The organism is Streptomyces sp. A5-4 (assembly GCF_051131715.1).
In the GTDB taxonomy this organism is placed as follows: domain Bacteria; phylum Actinomycetota; class Actinomycetes; order Streptomycetales; family Streptomycetaceae; genus Streptomyces.
The window spans coordinates 1,779,169-1,796,162 of the sequence record NZ_CP178591.1 but is presented as its reverse complement, the minus strand read 5'-3'; the positions used below and the strand labels follow the sequence as shown (position 1 = coordinate 1,796,162).

15 protein-coding genes are annotated in these 16,994 nt (G+C 71.5%); 7 read left to right on the top strand and 8 right to left on the bottom strand.

The annotated features are described in order from the left end of the window. Positions 1 to 32 precede the first annotated feature (32 nt). The 4 genes from ACLLJJ_RS08265 (at position 33) to ACLLJJ_RS08250 (ending at position 3,172) form a co-directional block, all read left to right on the top strand. A complete protein-coding gene (locus tag ACLLJJ_RS08265; RefSeq protein ID WP_434588624.1) occupies positions 33 to 398 on the top strand; it encodes an Rv2175c family DNA-binding protein in 366 nt (121 codons plus the stop codon). Positions 399 to 609: 211 nt separating this feature from the next. Further along, entirely contained in the window at positions 610 to 1,287 is a 678-nt protein-coding gene (gene thiE, locus ACLLJJ_RS08260) for a thiamine phosphate synthase (RefSeq protein WP_434588623.1), read from the top strand. Between the two features lie 132 nt (positions 1,288 to 1,419). Further along, positions 1,420 to 2,337, top strand: coding sequence for a methylenetetrahydrofolate reductase [NAD(P)H] (metF, locus tag ACLLJJ_RS08255; protein WP_434588622.1), 918 nt, complete (start codon positions 1,420 to 1,422; stop codon positions 2,335 to 2,337). A 52-nt stretch (positions 2,338 to 2,389) separates the two neighbouring features. Next, a complete protein-coding gene (locus ACLLJJ_RS08250) occupies positions 2,390 to 3,172 on the top strand; it encodes a hypothetical protein (protein WP_434588621.1) in 783 nt (260 codons plus the stop codon). A 99-nt stretch (positions 3,173 to 3,271) separates the two neighbouring features. Here ACLLJJ_RS08250 and ACLLJJ_RS08245 read toward each other — a convergent pair whose 3' ends face one another. The 5 genes from ACLLJJ_RS08245 to ACLLJJ_RS08225 all read right to left on the bottom strand — a co-directional run bounded on the left by ACLLJJ_RS08245 (position 3,272) and on the right by ACLLJJ_RS08225 (position 9,395). Next, the gene (locus ACLLJJ_RS08245) at positions 3,272 to 4,807 is read right to left on the bottom strand and encodes a phytoene desaturase family protein (RefSeq protein WP_434588620.1); all 1,536 of its coding nucleotides are present in this window, start codon (positions 4,805 to 4,807) and stop codon (positions 3,272 to 3,274) included. A 43-nt stretch (positions 4,808 to 4,850) separates the two neighbouring features. Next, positions 4,851 to 5,465 carry a DUF4126 domain-containing protein gene (locus tag ACLLJJ_RS08240; protein ID WP_434588619.1) on the bottom strand — a complete coding sequence of 205 codons (615 nt, stop codon included), beginning with the start codon at positions 5,463 to 5,465 and terminating at the stop codon, positions 4,851 to 4,853. A gap of 354 nt (positions 5,466 to 5,819) precedes the next feature. Next, positions 5,820 to 6,428, bottom strand: coding sequence for a TetR/AcrR family transcriptional regulator (locus tag ACLLJJ_RS08235; protein ID WP_434588618.1), 609 nt, complete (start codon positions 6,426 to 6,428; stop codon positions 5,820 to 5,822). Positions 6,429 to 6,439: 11 nt separating this feature from the next. Next, positions 6,440 to 8,608: a YhgE/Pip family protein gene (locus tag ACLLJJ_RS08230; protein WP_434588617.1), complete on the bottom strand. Its 2,169-nt coding sequence runs from the start codon at positions 8,606 to 8,608 to the stop codon at positions 6,440 to 6,442. Continuing rightward, positions 8,580 to 9,395, bottom strand: coding sequence for an ATP-binding cassette domain-containing protein (locus tag ACLLJJ_RS08225; protein WP_434588616.1), 816 nt, complete (start codon positions 9,393 to 9,395; stop codon positions 8,580 to 8,582). Before ACLLJJ_RS08225 ends, ACLLJJ_RS08230 begins: the two co-directional genes overlap by 29 nt. A 154-nt stretch (positions 9,396 to 9,549) precedes the next feature. Here ACLLJJ_RS08225 and ACLLJJ_RS08220 point away from each other — a divergent pair, with 154 nt between their 5' ends. From ACLLJJ_RS08220 to ACLLJJ_RS08210, 3 genes are all read left to right on the top strand, one after another. Continuing rightward, the gene (locus ACLLJJ_RS08220) at positions 9,550 to 10,086 is read left to right on the top strand and encodes an SAV_6107 family HEPN domain-containing protein (RefSeq protein ID WP_434588615.1); all 537 of its coding nucleotides are present in this window, start codon (positions 9,550 to 9,552) and stop codon (positions 10,084 to 10,086) included. Between the two features lie 105 nt (positions 10,087 to 10,191). Beyond that, entirely contained in the window at positions 10,192 to 10,962 is a 771-nt protein-coding gene (locus tag ACLLJJ_RS08215; RefSeq protein WP_434588614.1) for a methyltransferase, read from the top strand. A gap of 272 nt (positions 10,963 to 11,234) precedes the next feature. Continuing rightward, entirely contained in the window at positions 11,235 to 11,627 is a 393-nt protein-coding gene (locus ACLLJJ_RS08210; protein ID WP_283516215.1) for a DUF3040 domain-containing protein, read from the top strand. A 337-nt stretch (positions 11,628 to 11,964) separates the two neighbouring features. Here the strand turns inward: ACLLJJ_RS08210 and ACLLJJ_RS08205 are convergent, their stop codons facing one another. Genes ACLLJJ_RS08205 through ACLLJJ_RS08195 form a run of 3 tightly spaced genes read right to left on the bottom strand, consistent with a single transcriptional unit; the run spans position 11,965 to position 16,876 of the window. After that, positions 11,965 to 14,391, bottom strand: a complete 2,427-nt coding sequence (locus tag ACLLJJ_RS08205) for a transglutaminase TgpA family protein (protein ID WP_434588613.1) — start codon at positions 14,389 to 14,391, stop codon at positions 11,965 to 11,967. Continuing rightward, a complete protein-coding gene (locus ACLLJJ_RS08200; RefSeq protein ID WP_434588612.1) occupies positions 14,388 to 15,818 on the bottom strand; it encodes a DUF58 domain-containing protein in 1,431 nt (476 codons plus the stop codon). Before ACLLJJ_RS08200 ends, ACLLJJ_RS08205 begins: the two co-directional genes overlap by 4 nt. Further along, positions 15,818 to 16,876, bottom strand: a complete 1,059-nt coding sequence (locus tag ACLLJJ_RS08195) for an AAA family ATPase (protein ID WP_434588611.1) — start codon at positions 16,874 to 16,876, stop codon at positions 15,818 to 15,820. The genes ACLLJJ_RS08200 and ACLLJJ_RS08195 overlap by 1 nt, the downstream gene beginning before the upstream one ends. Between the last annotated feature and the right edge of the window lie 118 nt (positions 16,877 to 16,994).

The window sequence follows — 16,994 nt, the reverse complement described above, 5'->3', positions numbered from 1 at the left end:
CGGCTGTCAGTCCAAGATGGCACGCTTGTCCTGTGACCCAGATTGACGCAAAGATCGACGCCCTCATCCCCGCCTGGCTCCACCTCCCCGACATCGCCGAAAAGTTCGACGTCGAGGTGACGCGCGTACGGCAACTGGTCAGGGACGGCCAGCTGATCGCCGTGCGCCGTGGAGAGAACAGGGCGCTTCAGGTACCTGCCGCGTTCATCGACGGCGACAAGGTGGTCAAGGGTCTCGCCGGGACCCTGACGCTCCTGAGGGACGACGGCTACTCCGACCAGGAGATGCTCGAATGGCTCTTCACCGCCGACCCGTCCCTGCCGGGCACGCCCGCGCAGGCACTGAGTGAGAATCGCGGCACGGAGGTGAAGCGCCGAGCCCAGGCGCTGGCCGTCTGACGGCCCGACGTGCGGGGCTTAGACGTCCGAAGCCTTTGACGTCCGAGTCTTTGACGTCCGAGCCTCTTTGACGTCCGAGGCCCGATGCCTGGGGTCCGATGCCTCAGGCCCGGTGCCTGAGGCTCGACGCCGGACGACAGAACGAGCTGATCACATGCGGTGCACCGGCTCCCGCGGCCCGTGCACCGCCGACCAACGGGGGATATTCGCCATGCCCAGTCCGAGCTCCAGTCCCATTTCCGCGACCGGGGGCCGGCTCTCCGACGCCCGGCTGTACCTCTGCACGGACGCCCGCAAGCGCCAGGGCGACCTTCCGGAGTTCCTGGACGCCGTGCTGGCCTCCGGTGTGGACATCGTGCAGCTGCGGGACAAGGGCATGGAAGCGGCCGAGGAGCTGGAGCACCTCCAGGTCTTCGTCGAAGCCTGCCGCAGGCACGGCAAGCTCCTCGCGGTGAACGACCGGGCCGATGTCGCCCATGGCATCGGCGCCGACGTGCTGCACCTGGGGCAGGGGGATCTGCCGGTGCCGGCCGCACGCGCGATCCTCGGCCCCGATGTGCTCGTCGGCCGCTCGACGCACGCCGAGTCTGAGGTGGACGCGGCCGTCGCCGAGCCGGGCGTGGACTACTTCTGCACCGGCCCCTGCTGGCCCACCCCCACCAAGCCCGGGCGATACGCCCCGGGCCTGGGGCTCGTCCGGTACACGGCAGCGCTGCGCCAGAACCGGCCGTGGTTCGCGATCGGCGGGATCGACGCGGGCAACCTCGACGAGGTGCTGGACGCGGGTGCCCGCAGGGTCGTGGTGGTTCGGGCGATCACCGAGGCCGACGACCCGGCAGCCGCGACGGCCGCACTCGCCAAGCGGGTCGGCGACAGATTCCACGCGTAGCGTGGGGACAGCCGCCGGAGCGCGGTGGGCGGCGTGCCGGAGCACTGTCCGAAGGGTGGACAGCAAAGCCGCAAAACGGTCATACTCGTCGCTCTGGTTGGGGGTTCGCGCCCCCCTGGCTAACCTGCCAGTATGGCCTTTGGCACTGCTTCCACCAGGACTGATCGCGCACGGACCGTTCGCGACATGCTCGCGACCGGGAAAACCTCGTATTCGTTCGAGTTCTGGGCGCCCAAGACGGAGAAGGGCGAGCGCAACCTCTGGAACGCGCTGCGCCGCGTCGAGGCAGTCGCCCCCAGCTTTGTCTCCGTGACCTACGGCGCCGGCGGCTCCACCCGCGCGGGCACGGTCAAGGCCACTCAGCGGATCGCCGCCGACTCCACCCTCACACCGGTCGCGCACCTCACCGCCGTCGACCATTCGGTCGCCGAGCTGCGCAACATGGTCGGGCAGTACGCCGACGCGGGTATCCGCAACATCCTCGCCGTGCGCGGCGACCCGCCCGGCGATCCGATGGGCGAGTGGGTCCGTCACCCGAAAGGCGTGACGTACGCGGCGGACCTGGTCCAGCTGATCAAGGAGTCGGGCGACTTCTGCGTGGGAGTCGCGGCCTTCCCCGAGATGCACCCGCGATCGGCCGACTGGGACGCTGATATCGGCCATTTCGTGGACAAGTGCCGGGCCGGTGCCGACTACGCGATCACCCAGATGTTCTTTGATCCGCAGGACTACCTGCGGATGCGCGACCGCGTGTCGCAGGCGGGCTGCGAGACTCCGATCATCCCGGAGATCATGCCGGTGACCAGCGTCAAACAGATCGAAAGGTTCAGCCAGCTCAGCAACGCATCGTTCCCGGAGGCTCTGAAAGAGCGGATCCTCGCGGTCAAGGACGATCCGGCGGCTGTACGCTCCATTGGCATCGAGTTCGCGACGGAGTTCTGCGCGACGTTGCTGTCCGAGGGTGTGCCCGGGCTGCACTTCATCACGCTGAACAACTCCACTGCGACGCTCGAGATCTACGAGAATCTCGGACTGCACGAGCAGTCCTGACAGCAGTGCCTGCCGTATCCCAGGAGCGGCGGTCGTACGAGGAGGGGCGTACATGGGCTGGACGGTCCTCTACATCGCGTTCGGAGTCGTAGCACTGTGGCTGCTCGGTGAGGTGCTGCTGCAGTACAAGGCGCGGCTGCGCTGGCGGCTGCTCGCCTTCACCGGCTTCCTTGGCGTGGTGATCGGAGTCCTGCTGCCCTCCGTCTTCGTGATCGCGGCGGGCGCCGTCGCCTTCGCGACAGGGCAGATGTACGTGACGTTGTCCTTCCGCCGCGGCTTCTCCACGGGCTGGGCGATCGGCGGCAAGCCCGGCGAGAGCCGGCGCCGCAAGCGCGGCGGCGGGCGCGCCGTCGAGCAGGAGCCCTCCCTGGAGGTCTCCGACCTCGCGTACGAGCCGGTCCCGCAGCCGGAGCCGGTGTACGCGCCGGAGCCCCTGCCGGACGAGACCGGGCAGTACGCCGTCTACAACGACGCGGCGTACGAGGCGACGCAGACCCGGGACGACGCTTTCGCCGGGTACGACACCGCCTACTCCGGATACCAGCAGCCGGACCCCCAGCAGCACGACAGCTACGCCGGGCAGTACAACTACCCGGCCGGGGGGGACCAGCAGTACGCCGCCTACTCCGACCCGTACATCGGCACCCAGCAGTACGGCGGGCAGTACGACAACGGTTACGGCGGCCAGCAGGGCTACAACGAGACTCCGCCCGGCGGGGTCTGGGTCCCCCAGCAGCGCGACGGCGAGCAGCCCTTCGGCGGGGAGCAGCCGCCCCAGGAGCCGTACCAGAACGGATACGACTCCACCGGCTACAACGAGCAGTACCGCTACTGACGGAACGGGCCGCCCGGTCTCAACTGCCCAGCATCCGGGGCAGGATCACCGGCCCGTCGTCTCGCCGCGGGTCCACTTCCCCGCGGGTCCACCGCTGGGTCACCGCGAGCCGCGGAACGCGTCGCCCTCGACGATGAGGCCCGCGACCAGCGCGCCCGACATCCCGGCGTGCGCCAGCCCGCCGCCCGGATGGGCCCAGCCTCCGGCGAAGTAGAGTCCCGGCAGCCGCGTCGTATTGCCGGGCGCCAGATACCCGCCCCCCGCGCCCGCCAGGGCCGGGGCCGGCATTCCACCCCCCGGGGCGCCCGTCGCGTCGGCGGTGTCCGCCGGGGTGCGGATCTCACGCCACAGCACACGACCGGCCAGGCCCTCCATCGCAGCCCCTGCGACGGCGGTCATCCCGTCCGCCCAGGCGTCCTTGGCTCCCGGCGCCGACCAGTCGTACCGGCCCAGGGGCGGTGCGGCGGCGGTGAGCACGACGGCTTCGTGGCCGGCGTCCGGCCGCAGCGCCGGATCGTCGGGGCGCGAGACCCACACGGTGGGCCGCCGGGACGCGGAATCCTGGTGGCCGCGGTCGAAGAGTCCGCGCAGCTCGTCGTCGCGCCCTGCCGAGTGCACCACGGTGCGGTGGGCGGCGCCGGGGTCCCGCGGCCCGGAGAGGGCCAGGCAGACCGTGACTTGGCCCGCTGCCGCGCCACGCGGGTCGTCACGCCGGACCTCGTCCGGGGCGAACAGCTCTTGGTGCGTCCCGCGCAGCAGCGCGCTCAGCCGGGACGGGTGGACGGCCGCGACCACCGAGTCCGCGTCGACCACCGCGCCGTCCGCCAGCCGCACACCCGCGACGCGGCCGTCCTTCTCCGGCAGGCCGCTCACTTCGGCGCCGAAGGTGAACTCCACCCCGCGCGCCAGGCACCGCTCGTACAGGGCCTTCGCCAATTCCCGCATCCCGCCGGTCACATACCAGCTGCCGAAGGTCTGCTCCATGTACGGCAGCACGGCGGCGGACGCCGGGGCGTCGCGCGGATCGAGGCCGCAGGCGAGGGCGTAACTCTCCAACAGGGCCGCCAGACGCGCGTCCGACAACTCCCACTCACCGACCTCGGCGAGGGTGCCCGCCGCCCGGCCGCGCCGCAGCACCCGGCGCCGCGGCACCGACGGATACGGGTCGCGGGCCAGGGCTTCCCGGTCCGGACGCAGTGGTTCCTCCAGGAGCGGCCGTCTGGTCCGGTCCCAGGCGTCGCGGGCTCGGGTCAGGAACTCGCCCCAGCGCCCGCCCGCCCCCGCGCCGAGCGCCGTGTCCAGCGCGGCGACGACGCCCGCGCGCGAGGCGTTGGGCAGGGAGACGTCCGTACCGTCCGCGAAGAGGTGCCGGGCGGCCGGGTCCACCGGCCTGAGCCCGACGCACTGCTCCAGGGACTCCTTGCCCGTCTTGGCGAACAAGTCCCGGTAGACGGCGGGCAACTGCAGCAGACCGGGCCCCGTGTCGAAGGCGAACCCGTCCCGCTCGAATCGGCCCACCGCGCCGCCGTAGGTCGCCGCGCGCTCGTACACCGCGACCCGGTGGCCCGCGACGGCCAGCCGGGCAGCCGTCGCCATCGCGCCCATGCCGGCGCCGATCACCGCAATCCGTGCCATGCCGAAGACTTTATCGGCCGCCACTGACAGCCTGGCCGACGGCTCAGCCAGGAGACCGGGGGGTGCCCAGTCCGAGCCGTTTCTCCTCGCGCCGCTGCGCTCTGCGCCGCCGGAACCGCCGGATCTTCGCCGCCAGGAAGATCAGTATCACCAGGCCGAGGAGGAGCAGCGTTGCGGCGATGATCGCGGCGGCGACCGGATAGAAGATCGCGAAGCTGATGATCCCCGCGACGCCCAGGTCCTCCGCCGTGCTGACGGCGATGTTGCTGAACGGCTCGGGCGAGGTGTTGACCGCCATCCGCGTGCCGGCCTTGACCAGGTGGCTCAGGAGCGCTGTCGAGCCGCCCACCGCACCGGCGGCCAGCTCGGGCAGGGAACCGCTCTGCCCGGCCAGCAGCGCGCCGACGACGGCGCCCGACACCGGCCGGACCACCGTGTGCACCGAGTCCCAGACCGAGTCGACGTACGGGATCTTGTCGGCGACCGCCTCGCACAGGAAGAGCACCCCGGCGACGATCAGGACGTCGGGGCGTTGGAGTGACTCGGGCACCTCGTCGGTGAGCCCGGTCGCGCCGAAGATGCCGAAGAGCAGGACCACCGCGTAGGCGTTGATCCCGCTGGCCCAGCCGCTGGTGAAGACAAGGGGGAGTACGGACACGGACGTGATCGTAACCAGTCCCGGCCGCGGGGGACTGAGGTTGAGCACACAGGGGTGAGTATCCGTACCTAGTGGGTGAGATGAGTAGTTACGCGGATGGGCTCCCACCTGCGCAGACGGAAGAGTGGGGACCACGGAAGGGGCGCAGCGCCGACACCGCCGACACGGGGCGGCGGAGCGGAGCGGTTCCCCGGAAGCAGCGGGGGAGGACCACGGGGGTCGGGGGGCCGCCGGGGGAGCACGGGGGGAACAAGGAAAAACGCCGGTCCGGTGAAGCTCGGGGGGATCGAGCTTCACCGGACCGGCGCGTTTCTGTGCCCGCGCGCCCCGCGTCGGGGCGACTGCGCTCCGGGGCTAGCGGCCGCTCACGCGCCCGTGCAGCAGTCGCGACAGCGCCGCATGCACATCGTCGATCGTCCGCTCCGGCTGGAACGCCTGCCAGTCCAGCGCCGCGACCAGCACCATCCCGACCAGCGCCGCCGCCGTCAGCGGAATGTCGATCTCCTCGCTCAGCTCGCCGTTCTCGATGGCCTCCCGCAGCACCGTTTCGACGACGGCGACCGCCTGCTGCCGTACCACCAGGAGCGTCGACTGCCAGGCCCTGTTGGTGCGCCACAGCTCGGCCACGTACAGCTGGGTGAAGGCCGGGTAGCGGTCGATGAAGACCAGCCCCGCCTTGATCATCGCGTCGAGGGCCTCCACCTTCGTGCCCTCGCGCTCCTCCGTCTCGTCGGCCGCGGCCTTCAGGGACGCGGTGAGCAGGCCGACGCCGTGCCGCAGCAGCTCTTCGAAGAGCTCGCTCTTGCTCTTGAAGTTGTAGTAGACCGTGCCCTTGGCGACCCCGGCGCGTTCGGCGATCTCGTCGACCGTCGTCGAGGAGAAACCCTGCTCCGCGATGAGAGTGACAGCCGCCTCGTAGAGCTTCTGCCGGGTGCCTTCGCGGCGCGTTCTGCTGCTTTCCATGGACACGATTCTCACAGGCTGAGGTCCGGGTGGAGACGGTCCAGCGTCCACACCTGCTTGCGTCGCGCGGAGACGGCGGTCAGGGCCAGCGCCCCGGCGGTGAAGGCGAGCAGCACCACACTGCCCGTCCAGACGGGCTCCAGGCCGCCGCCGGTGATCAGCCTGCGCAGCCCCTCCACGACGTAACTCATCGGCAGGAAGGGATGGATGGCGTTGAAGAAGTCGGGGCTGGTCTGTACGGGGTACGTGCCGCCCGCCGAGGTGAGCTGGAGCATCAGCACCGCCAGGACGAGGATCCGGCCCGCCGCGCCGAAGCGGGCGTTGAGCCACTGCACGATCGCCGCGAAGCAGCCCGTCACCAGTACCAGGAAGCCGGCCGTCCCCGCGGCCCGTTCCATCTGCAGTCCGAGCGCCCAGTGCAGTACGGACAGCAGCGCCGCGCTCTGCAGCACCCCGAGCGCCGCCACCGGGAGCCAGCCCGCGAAGGCGATCCGCCAGGCCGACGCACCGGCCGCGAGGGCGCGCCGGTTCAGTGGCTGGATCAGCATGTACGCCACCATCGCGCCGACCCACAGGGACAGCGGGATGAAGTACGGGGCGAAGCCCGTGCCGTAGTTGGGGGCGCGGTGCATCGACTGGGAGGCGAGCTGAACAGGGTCGGCCATCACTTCGGTGCGGTCGTCGCGGTCGCTCTTGCCGTAGTCGGGGATCTTGCCGACGCCCTTGTGCAGCCCGTCGGCCAGTTCGCCGGAACCGTCGGAGAGCTTGATCAGGCCGCCGTCCAGCTTGCCCGCGCCGGACTTGAGCTTGCCGACGCCGGTGTCCAGTTTGGTGGCGCCGGTGTCGAGCTTGCCGATTCCGCGGTCCAGGTCGGCTGCGCCGTTCTGCGCCGTGGCCAGGCCGGTGTCGAGCTTGGCCGCGCCCTTCGCGACCTTCTTGGCACCGGTGTTGAGCGCGTTGACCTTGGCGACGGCACTGGTCAGGTCCTCGTCCAGGTGGGGGGCGCGCACGGATAGCTCGCGCGCCTGCTTCTGGAGCTTCGCCAGGTCCTTGTCCAACTGCTTGAGGTCCGTGCCCTGGTCCTTGACGAGCGCGTTGACGTCACCGGAGATCAGGGCGGCGTCCGCCGCGGCCTTGTCGGCCTTCTTCAACTGGGGGCATGCCGGGTCCGGGAGGGGCTGGTCCACACAGCGCGCGGTGTAGACGCCGTGCAGTGCGGTGGCCGCCTTGCGGGACCCCTCCGCCGCGACGGGCGCCTTCTCCACGAGGGTGCCGAGCCGGTCGCGTACCACCCGAGTGCTGTCGGCGACCAGCCGCGCCGTGTCGCCGACCGTCTTCCCGTTGTCCCGCAGATACGGGCGGACCGCGCCCGCGATCCCGTTGACCTTGTCGGCGAGCGTCTGCGTGCCGTCCGCGACCTGCCGCGTACCGCTCTTCAGCTCGCCGGAGCCCTTGTGCAGCTTCTTCACCCCGTGGGCCAGATCACTGCTGCCCTTCTTGGCGCTCTTCTGGCCGTCCGCGAGGGCCTTCGTGCTGTCCTTGGCCTTGTTGAGCCCGCTCTTGAGCTCTCCCGAGCCCTTCTTCGCCTTCCCGACCCCGCCGTCGAGTTCGGACGCGCCCTTGGCTGCCTTCTCCGTCTCGTCGTGGATGTCTGAGAACGAGATGAAGATCTTGTCGAGGAACGAGCGGGACGCGTTCTTCGAAGCGGCGGTCCGCACCTCGGAGAAGACCGTCCGGGAGATCTGCCCGACGATGTAGTTGTTGGCGTCGTTCGTACGGACCTGAAGGGCGCTGGTCTCGGGTACGTCGCCGGAGCTGGACGCGATGCGACTGCTGAAGTCGGACGGCATGGTCAGCGACAGGTAGTACGCGCCGTCCTCCACGCCCTTGTCGGCCTCCTTGGCGCTCACCTCGTGCCACTCGAAGACCTTGCTGTCGCGCAGCTTTCCGGTGATCTCGTCACCTGCGGCGATCTTCTTGCCGGCGGCGGTGGCGCCCCTGTCGTCGTTGACCAGCGCGACGGGTATCCGGTCGAGCTTGCCGTACGGGTCCCAGAAGGACCACAGGTACAGCGCGCCGTACAGCAGCGGAAGCAACAGGAGGGCGACGAGCGCGGCGCGCGGCAGCTTCCCCCTGCCGAACCGCTTCAGCTCAAGCGCGGCCAGCTTCGGCGAGCGCATCGTCCGCCCCCTTTTCCTCGTTGTCGGTGGTGCTCTTCGTGGTGGTGCCGGTGCTGTCGGCTGTGCTGTCTGTGTCGTCGCTGGCGCCGACGACCGCGGTGGTGACCCGCAGTGCGTCGCCGGGTGCCTCACTGCACACCGCCAGGACGGTCGTCCCCTCCCGGGCGACGGAGCGCAGCAGCTCCCAGGCCAGTGCGCGTTCCGCATCGGAGAGCTTCATGTCCAGGTCGTCGACGGCGAGCAGCCGGGGGCGGCTCATCAGCGCGAGCCCGACGGACAGCCGCAGCGCCTCCAGCCGCTCCAGGTCCCGCACGGAAGTGCGGGGCCCCCTGGGGAGCGAGGCCAGATCCAGACCGGCGGCGTCGAGCGCCGCGTCGATTCCGGCCTGCGCCTCCGCGGCGCGTACGGCGCGCGGGCGCAGCAGCGCGCGCAGCGAACCGTCGTAGCGGCGCCGCAACAGGGCACGTTCACGCAGATGCTCGGCCACGGTGAAGGCGGGATCGAGTTCGTTGACCCCGGCCACCGGGCCGAGCGCGCTGATCCGGCGTACGGCGGCCAGCTCCTTGGGCAGGTGGCGGCCGCCCACTTGCGCGCGGCCCTCGGTGGAGCGCATGCGCCCGGTGAGAGCGAGCAGGAGACAGGTGCGGCCAGAGCCGGACGGGCCCTCGACGGCTACGAGTGAGCCGGGCTCCGCCTCGACGTGTACGCCGCGAAAGGCCCAACCGCGCGGCCCCTTCAGCCCGAAGCCGTCGGCGGACACACCTGCCCCGTGCGCTGGGCTGTTCACAAGCCCTCCCCATTTTTAGACTGACCAGTCAGTGCAAAAGTATCTCGAACCTGTGAGCGAAGCAAAAGGCCAGGTCAGGGCGGATTGTCAGTGGTGTCCCTCACGATGGACACATACGGCCACAGTGCCGTCACACGACGACAGGAGGTTCGTCATGGCTCGCACGTCCGCAGCTGCCGCACACCGGCGCCGCGTCACCGGCCCTGCACCCTCGCCCAATGGCCCGCCGAGTGACGTCCACCCCGTGTTGCGCAGGGCCACTGCGCCGCCCGCCGCCCTCGACCTGCTCGCCCAGGCCCGCAGTGGCCTGGAGGAGGCAGTCGGCCTCGAAACGTCCAACGAGCGGTACGCCATGGCCCATCTCGCCGCCCTGCGCACAGCGGCAGCGGTCCTCGCCGCCCGCGGCCGGCCCGAGACCGGGCCGCGCAGGCGCCAGCGGATCCGCAGCGCCTGGGAGGTCCTCCCGGAGATAGCGCCGGAACTGTCCGAGTGGAGCGCCCTGTTCGCCTCCGGCGCCGCCCGCCGGGCGCGCGCCGAGGCGGGCATACAGGGAGCGGCGAGCGCCAGGGACGCCGACGACCTGCTGCGTGACACCGCCATGTTCCTGCGCCTGGTCGAGCGGCTGCTGGTCCTCGACCCGGTGCTGCCGCGGCCCCGTACGGAGCGTGCGGAGCACCCAGACGCGGGGTGAGCCGGACCGGTGCGGGAAGGCAATAGGGTGGGCAGGGCCTTTTAGCCCCCGCACTGTTCACCGCCCCGCCGCCCGCGGCGGCGCCGCGCCGAGGAGTCAACTGCCGTGTCGGACCCGATGCGCCCCCGCGCCTCTCTCCGTACCGCTGTGGTCTGGGAGGTCCTCAAGGACGGCCTCGACCGCAGGGTCAAGGCGACCGGGAGGGACGCCCTGGACGTCCTCGACACCGGCGGCGGCACGGGTAACTTCGCGGTGCCCGTCGCCCGCCTCGGCCACCGCGTCACCGTCGTCGACCCCAGCCCCAACGCGCTCTTCGCGCTGGAGCGCCGGGCCGCCGAGGCGGGCCTGGCAGAGCGGGTGCGCGGTGTGCAGGGTGATGTCCATGGCCTGTTCGACGTGGTCGAGCGCGAGGGCTACGACGCGGTCCTGTGCCACGGCGTCCTCGAATACCTCGACGACCCCGCCGAGGGCCTGCGCAACGCGGTCGACGCGCTCCGCCCCTGCGGGACGCTCAGCCTGCTCGCGGCCGGGCTCGGCGGCGCCGTCCTCGCGCGGGCACTCGCCGGGCACTTCACCGAGGCCAGGAAGGCGCTCACCGACCCGGCCGGCCGATGGGGCGAGGGTGACCCTGCAGGCCGCCGTTTCACCGCCGACCAGCTCACCGAACTGGCTCGGGCGGCCGGTCTGGAGGTCGGCTCCGTGCATGGAGTGCGGGTCTTCGCGGACCTCGTACCAGGGGTTCTGGTGGATACCGAGCCCGGCGCCCAGGAGGCCCTGCTCAAGCTCGAAGCCGCGGTCGCGGAGCTGCCCGCTTTCCACTCCGTCGCCACCCAGCTCCACGTTCTGGGCGAGAAGCGGCAGCCCGACGCGGGCTGAAGTGGACGCCGATGGGGGCTGATCAGCGACGCAGTCGCGCATGGAGTACGCCACAGGCCCTCCGATCAGGCCTCTCGCCCCGTATGATCGAGGGACACCATCCGGCATGACGGATCGGCCAATGGGGAATGCACGCCTCAGGCAGTCGAAACGGCTTGGCGGCCCGGATTGGTTATTTGGCGTAGAGGGCGGGTTTCACGGGGGCGATTCCCTGCCTATTCTGAAAGGGCCGCAAACGGTCGCCCCCCGCGACCGACGAGTAGGAGGACTCCGTGCCGCTCTCGGAGCACGAGCAGCGAATGCTCGAGCAGATGGAGCGAGCGCTGTACGCCGAAGATCCCAAGTTCGCGACAGCGCTTGAGGGAAGCGGGCTGCGTACGTATACCCGACGACGGGTCTACCAGGCAGTCGCTGGCTTTCTGGTGGGTATCGCGCTCCTCATGGCCGGAATGGTCGCACAGCAGATCTGGGTCAGTGTGGTGGGCTTCCTTGTGATGCTCGGCTGCGCGGTACTCGCGGTCACTGGCTGGCGCAAGGCTCCGAAGCCGGGTGAACAACCGGCTTCTGATCCGTCGGCCGGCCGCCAGACTCGGCAGCGCCGGTCGATGATGGGCCGAATCGAGCAGCGATGGCAGCGCCGTCGCGACGAACAACAGGGTCAGTGACTACCGGCCGCCGCACAGCACCGTCCCATACTTGAAGTACCAGTGAGGGGTGACCACCTTCGGGCGGTCACCCCTCACGCATGTCCTGTGCTGCCGGGCCCGGACGGCCCAGGCCCTGGGGGCCGCCGCGACGGCCCTACGGTGTCAGCTCTGCCTCCGCCCCCGTGCCCCTTGTCGGCTGGGCCCGCCCGGTTCGCGAGCGGCGCCTCGCAGCGTCAGCCCGCCCGGGCCAGGTGTCGGCCCGGCCCGGAGTCGGCCCGGCCGGTTCCGGCGGCCCGGCCCACGGCCCGTCCGCGCACGGCCGCCCGCACGGACCCGGCCCCGGGTCGGGGGCCCCTCAGCCCCGCTGGCGGAACGGGCGGCGCCGCAGGGCGACCGCCCAGCGATCCAGGTTCCAGCGGCGCGTGCCCCACCTGTTCACCAGGGCGTTCCACTGCTCCGACAGCTCCCAGACCACCCGGACGGCCGAGCGCGGCGCGAGCACTGCCCGCAGCCGCGCGACCCGCCCCACCACGGCCCGCAGGCCCGCCCGTATGCGCTGCGCGTCCTCGGCGAGACCGCTCACCGCCTGTGGTCGCGGCGCGTAGAGCACCTGCTCCACGGCGCCCGCCACCCGGTGGACCGCCTCGGCGGGTGTGCCTTCGAGGCCGCCGAGCCGCACGATGCGTGCGGCGGCCTTGCGTGGTGTCAGTGACTCGTCCGGCGCAATGCCGTAGTCCCACGCCGAATCGGTGATCTCACGCCAGGCGGCCAGCGTCCGGGCGTCCGCGTTCGCGGGGGTGCGCCCGCCGGAACCCAGTCGTCGCGCACGGACCCGTGTCCGCCACAGCAGCGGCAGCGTAGGCAGCAGCGCCACAAGCAGGACGCCCAGCCCCACGCCGATCACGGTCCTGGCCGGGGGACCCGTGTCGGTCGGGCCCGCCCCGCCCTGCGCGGCGGTCGCGCCGCAGTCGCCCTGCTTCCTGAGGTCCGCGGGGCAGCTCTCGGAGACGCTGGGCGCCGCCGAGGGGGCGACCGAGGTGCTGGGCCTGGGCCGCGCGGCATCGGACGCGCGGCCCGCCGGGGTGTCCGCGCGGGTGTAGTCGGGGACGGAGCCGCGGGACGGTGTCGGCTCGAACCGGGTCCACCCCACGCCCTCGAAGTACAACTCGGGCCAGGCGTGCGCATCGCGCAGGCCGACCGACATGGTGCCGTCCGGCTGCGAGGTGCCGGGCGTGAAGCCCACGGCCACCCGCGCCGGGATGCCCATGGTCCTGGCCATCGCGGCCATCGAGAACGCGAAGTGGACGCAGAAGCCTTCCTTGTCCCTGAGGAAACGCGAGATGGCGGCCGTTCCGCTGCCCGACCGCACCTGCGTGTCGTAGGTGAACCCGCCGTCCGTCGCGAACCAGTCCTGCAGCCTGACCGCCCGCTCGTAGTCGTTCGCCGCGCCCTGCGTCACATCGAGCGCGGTCGACCTGACCACGTCCGGCAGGGAGTCGGGGACCTTGGTGTACTCGCGCAGCAGCCCGGACGGCGCCGGGGCGGCCGCGGACAGCTGCTCGGAGGTCGGCTGCACTATCAGGCTGCTCACCGAGTACCGCGCACCGCGTGTGGTCTGGCCCCGGTCGCCCACGAGAGTGCGGCCGGTCGGCTCGTACCGCCAGCGACCGTCGACAGCCACCTTCGTCGCCGGATAGGGGAGGGGCAGATAGGTCTGGGAGTACCAACCGGCGGCCGAGACATTGGAGTTGATCTCGGTTGCCCTGACCTCGGGGCTGAGCCCCGGCGGGCTGGGCAGCCGCTCAGGCACGTCGTTGATCCGGCGCTCCGAGGACTTCCACGCCGCGCCGTCGAACTGGTCGAGCGCGACGATCCGCAGATACAGGTCCTGTGTACGGTCCGCGTTCGTGCGGTACCGCAGCACCTCGCGGTCCTCGGGCTCGTTCAGGCTGTTCTGTAGCGAGACCAGCGGATTCACCGCCGAGATGGTGCCGCCGCCGGTGCCCGCGCCGCCCCCGGAGCCGGCAGTGTTCAACAGCCCGCCGTCCAGCGCGGGCAGCATGGCGGGGATCACCAGCGCGATGCCCAGCGCGGTCACACCGATGCGCCTGCCCGTACGGACCGGGGCACGGGCGGACCCGCCCGCGGTGTCGAGCCCGGCAGTCGGCCGGCCCGCCGTACGCGGTGCGCCGCCGAATACCCGCCCCCACTGGGAGAGCCGGTCCCGGCCCTCGGACAGCAGGAGCAGCAGATAGCCGCAGGCCGCCAACAGGAACCAGGCCCAGCCCGCGCCGCCCGGCGAGAGCCCGGCGGCGACCGAGTAGAGCGCGAGCAGCGGCAGCCCGGCCGGCGCCGCGCTGCGGAACGTCACGGCGAGCGCGTCCACCGCGAGAGCGATCAGTACGACGCCGGCGACCAGCATCAGCTTGATGCCGTCGGTCGCGGGCGCCGGGATGGCGTACCGCCCGACCTCCTCCGCGCCCGTCGACAGGAGCCCGCCGAATTCCCTGAACGCGTCGGGCCCCGGCAGCACACCGCCGATCGCCTCGTCCATCGTGAACATCATGGTGAGCAGGACCAGCGTCACCAGCGCCTGGACCACCACGGTCAGCGCCCGGGCGAGCGGCACGCGCCGGGCTATCGCGCCCACGCCGGCCTGGAGCGACACGAGCAGGACGACCTGGAGGAACCAGGAAGCACTCTCGATCAGTGGCAACAGTGAGGCCGCAGCCATCAGCGTTGCCGCCGTGGCGCAGAGTGTCAGCCTTCCACGACCACTCATGACCAGCCCCCAGTTGTGCCGCCGGCGCCGCCCGAGGGGGAGGCCCCCGACCCCGCGCGTTGTCGCTCCGCCAGTCGCCACAGGTCGGCGAGCGAGGCGCCGGGCGGCACGGTCACCACCGTCCACCCCGCCTCGCGCAGCGGTCTGGCCCGGTCCTCGGCCCGCGCCGTGATCTCCACGGGGACCTGCGCCGGAGCCCGCCCGTCGGGCTGCCCGGCATCCGCGCCGGCCTGGCCCTGCACCCAGGTCGCACTGTCCAGGACGAACGCCACGGCGGCGCCGCCGCGCTGGCGCATCCGCGCCGCCACCGCCGCCTGCTCCCCGTCCAGGTCACCGAGGAAGGCGACCAGCAGTCCTTCGTTCCCACCGCGCAGCACGTCGTACGACCGGGACAGACCGGCCTCGTCCGAGTGCCCGACGACGGCGAGCGTGTCCATCATCAGTCCGGCGGAGTCGGCCGTCTCCTGGGTGGCACCGGCGAAACCGCCGGCCCCCTCGCCGGGCACCGAGTTCCCAGTGTCGGTCAGCAGGCGCACCGAGAAGCCGCGTTCGAGCATGTGCACCAGGACCGATGCCGCTCCCGACACCGCCCATTCGAAGGCGGAGTCGGGGCCGGCCCCCTGGTAGGCGACCCGGCGGGTGTCGAGCAGCACCGTGCACCTGGCCCGCTGCGGCTGCTCCTCACGGCGCACCATCAACTCCCCGTAGCGCGCGGTGGAACGCCAGTGCACCCGCCGCAGGTCGTCGCCGTGCCGGTAGCCGCGCGGGATCACATCGTCCTCGCCGGCCAGCGCCAGTGAACGGTTGCGCCCGTCGCCGTACCCCGATGCCTCGCCCGCGAGCCGCACCGCGGGCAGCGGCTCGACCTGCGGGATCACGGTCAGGGTGTCGTAGGCGCTGAAGGAACGGGTCAGCTCGCACATGCCGAAGGGGTCGGTCAGCCGCAGTTGCAGCGGGCCCAGCGGATAACGTCCGCGCAGGTCGGAGCGGACCCGGTAGGACACCTCGCGCCGCCCGCCCGCCTCCACCCGGTCCAGCACGAACCGGGGCCGCGGCCCGAGCACGTACGGCACCCGGTCCTGGAGCATCAGCAGGCCCGTGGGCAGTCGCGAGACATTGTCCATCCGCAGATGTACGCGTGACTCCGCGCCGGTCGGGACGCGCGACGGCGAGAGCCGCCTGCTCCCCGCGACTCGGTAGCGCGTGCGGTACAGCACGGCCACGCACACCAGCGGCAGTACGGCGAGGAGCAGTCCGACGCGCAGCAGGTCGCTCTGGCCCAGGGCGTACGCGCAGACCGCGGCGGCGACGCCGGCCGCCAGGAACGAGCGGCCGCGTGTGGTGAGCCCGGACAGGGCCGCGCGCAGACCGCCCCCGCCTTCCGGGTCCCTGCCGTCGTCGACCGGCGCGGGCTCCCCGGCCGTCATCACAGCCGCCGAACGCCGGGCGGCTGGTTTCCGTACAGCGGACCACCGGGCGCCGGCGTCGCACGCCCCGCCACGCGGCCGACGTCGGGCGCCGCCGCGGTGGGCACCGCGGTGCGCTGGAGGATCTCCAGGACGACCTGCTCCGCGGTGCGCCGGTTCAGCTGGGCCTGCGCGGTCGGCAGCAGCCGGTGCGAGAGGACCGCCACCGCGAGTGCCTGTACGTCGTCGGGCAGCGCGTAGTCACGCCCGCTGAGGGCGGCCGAAGCCTTCGCGGCGCGCAGCAGGTGCAGTGTCGCGCGCGGTGACGCACCCAGTCGTAGATCGGGGTGGTTGCGGGTGGCGCCGACCAGCTCGACCGCGTAGCGCCGTACCGCGTCCGCCACGTGGACGGCACGGACCGCGTCGATCAGCTTCAGGATCTCGTGCGCGTGGGCCACCGGCTGCAGGTCGTCCAGCGGCGAGATCCCGCCGTGCACGTCCAGCATCTGGAGCTCGGCCTCCGGGCTCGGATAGCCGATGGACACCCGCGCCATGAAGCGGTCGCGCTGGGCCTCGGGCAACGGGTACGTGCCCTCCATCTCCACCGGGTTCTGCGTGGCGACGACCATGAAGGGGCTGGGCAGCTCGTAGGTCTGGCCGTCGATGGTGACCTGGCGCTCCTCCATGGACTCCAGGAGCGCGGACTGTGTCTTGGGCGAGGCGCGGTTGATCTCGTCGCCGATCACGATCTGGGCGAAGATCGCGCCGGGCTTGAACTCGAAATCGCGCCGCTGCTGGTCGTAGATGCTGACGCCGGTGATGTCGGAAGGCAGCAGGTCGGGCGTGAACTGAATGCGCCGGACCGAGCAGTCGATGGATCTGGCGAGCGTCTTGGCGAGCATGGTCTTGCCCACGCCCGGCACGTCCTCGATGAGCAGATGTCCCTCGGCGAGGAGCACGGTCAGCGAAAGCCGTACGACCTCCGGCTTGCCCTCGATCACACTCTCCACCGACCTGCGGACACGCTCCGCTGTGGTGGTCAGATCTGTGAGGCTCGCTCGATCGTCATAGGTCGTCACCCGGCCCTCCTCGGCCCTTCCCCAAGCTCTTGAGGAGCAGGGGATACCCCATTCACGGGCCGACGCCACAACGACGGAACGGCCCACCCCGAAACACGGACACCACGCGTGGATTGGT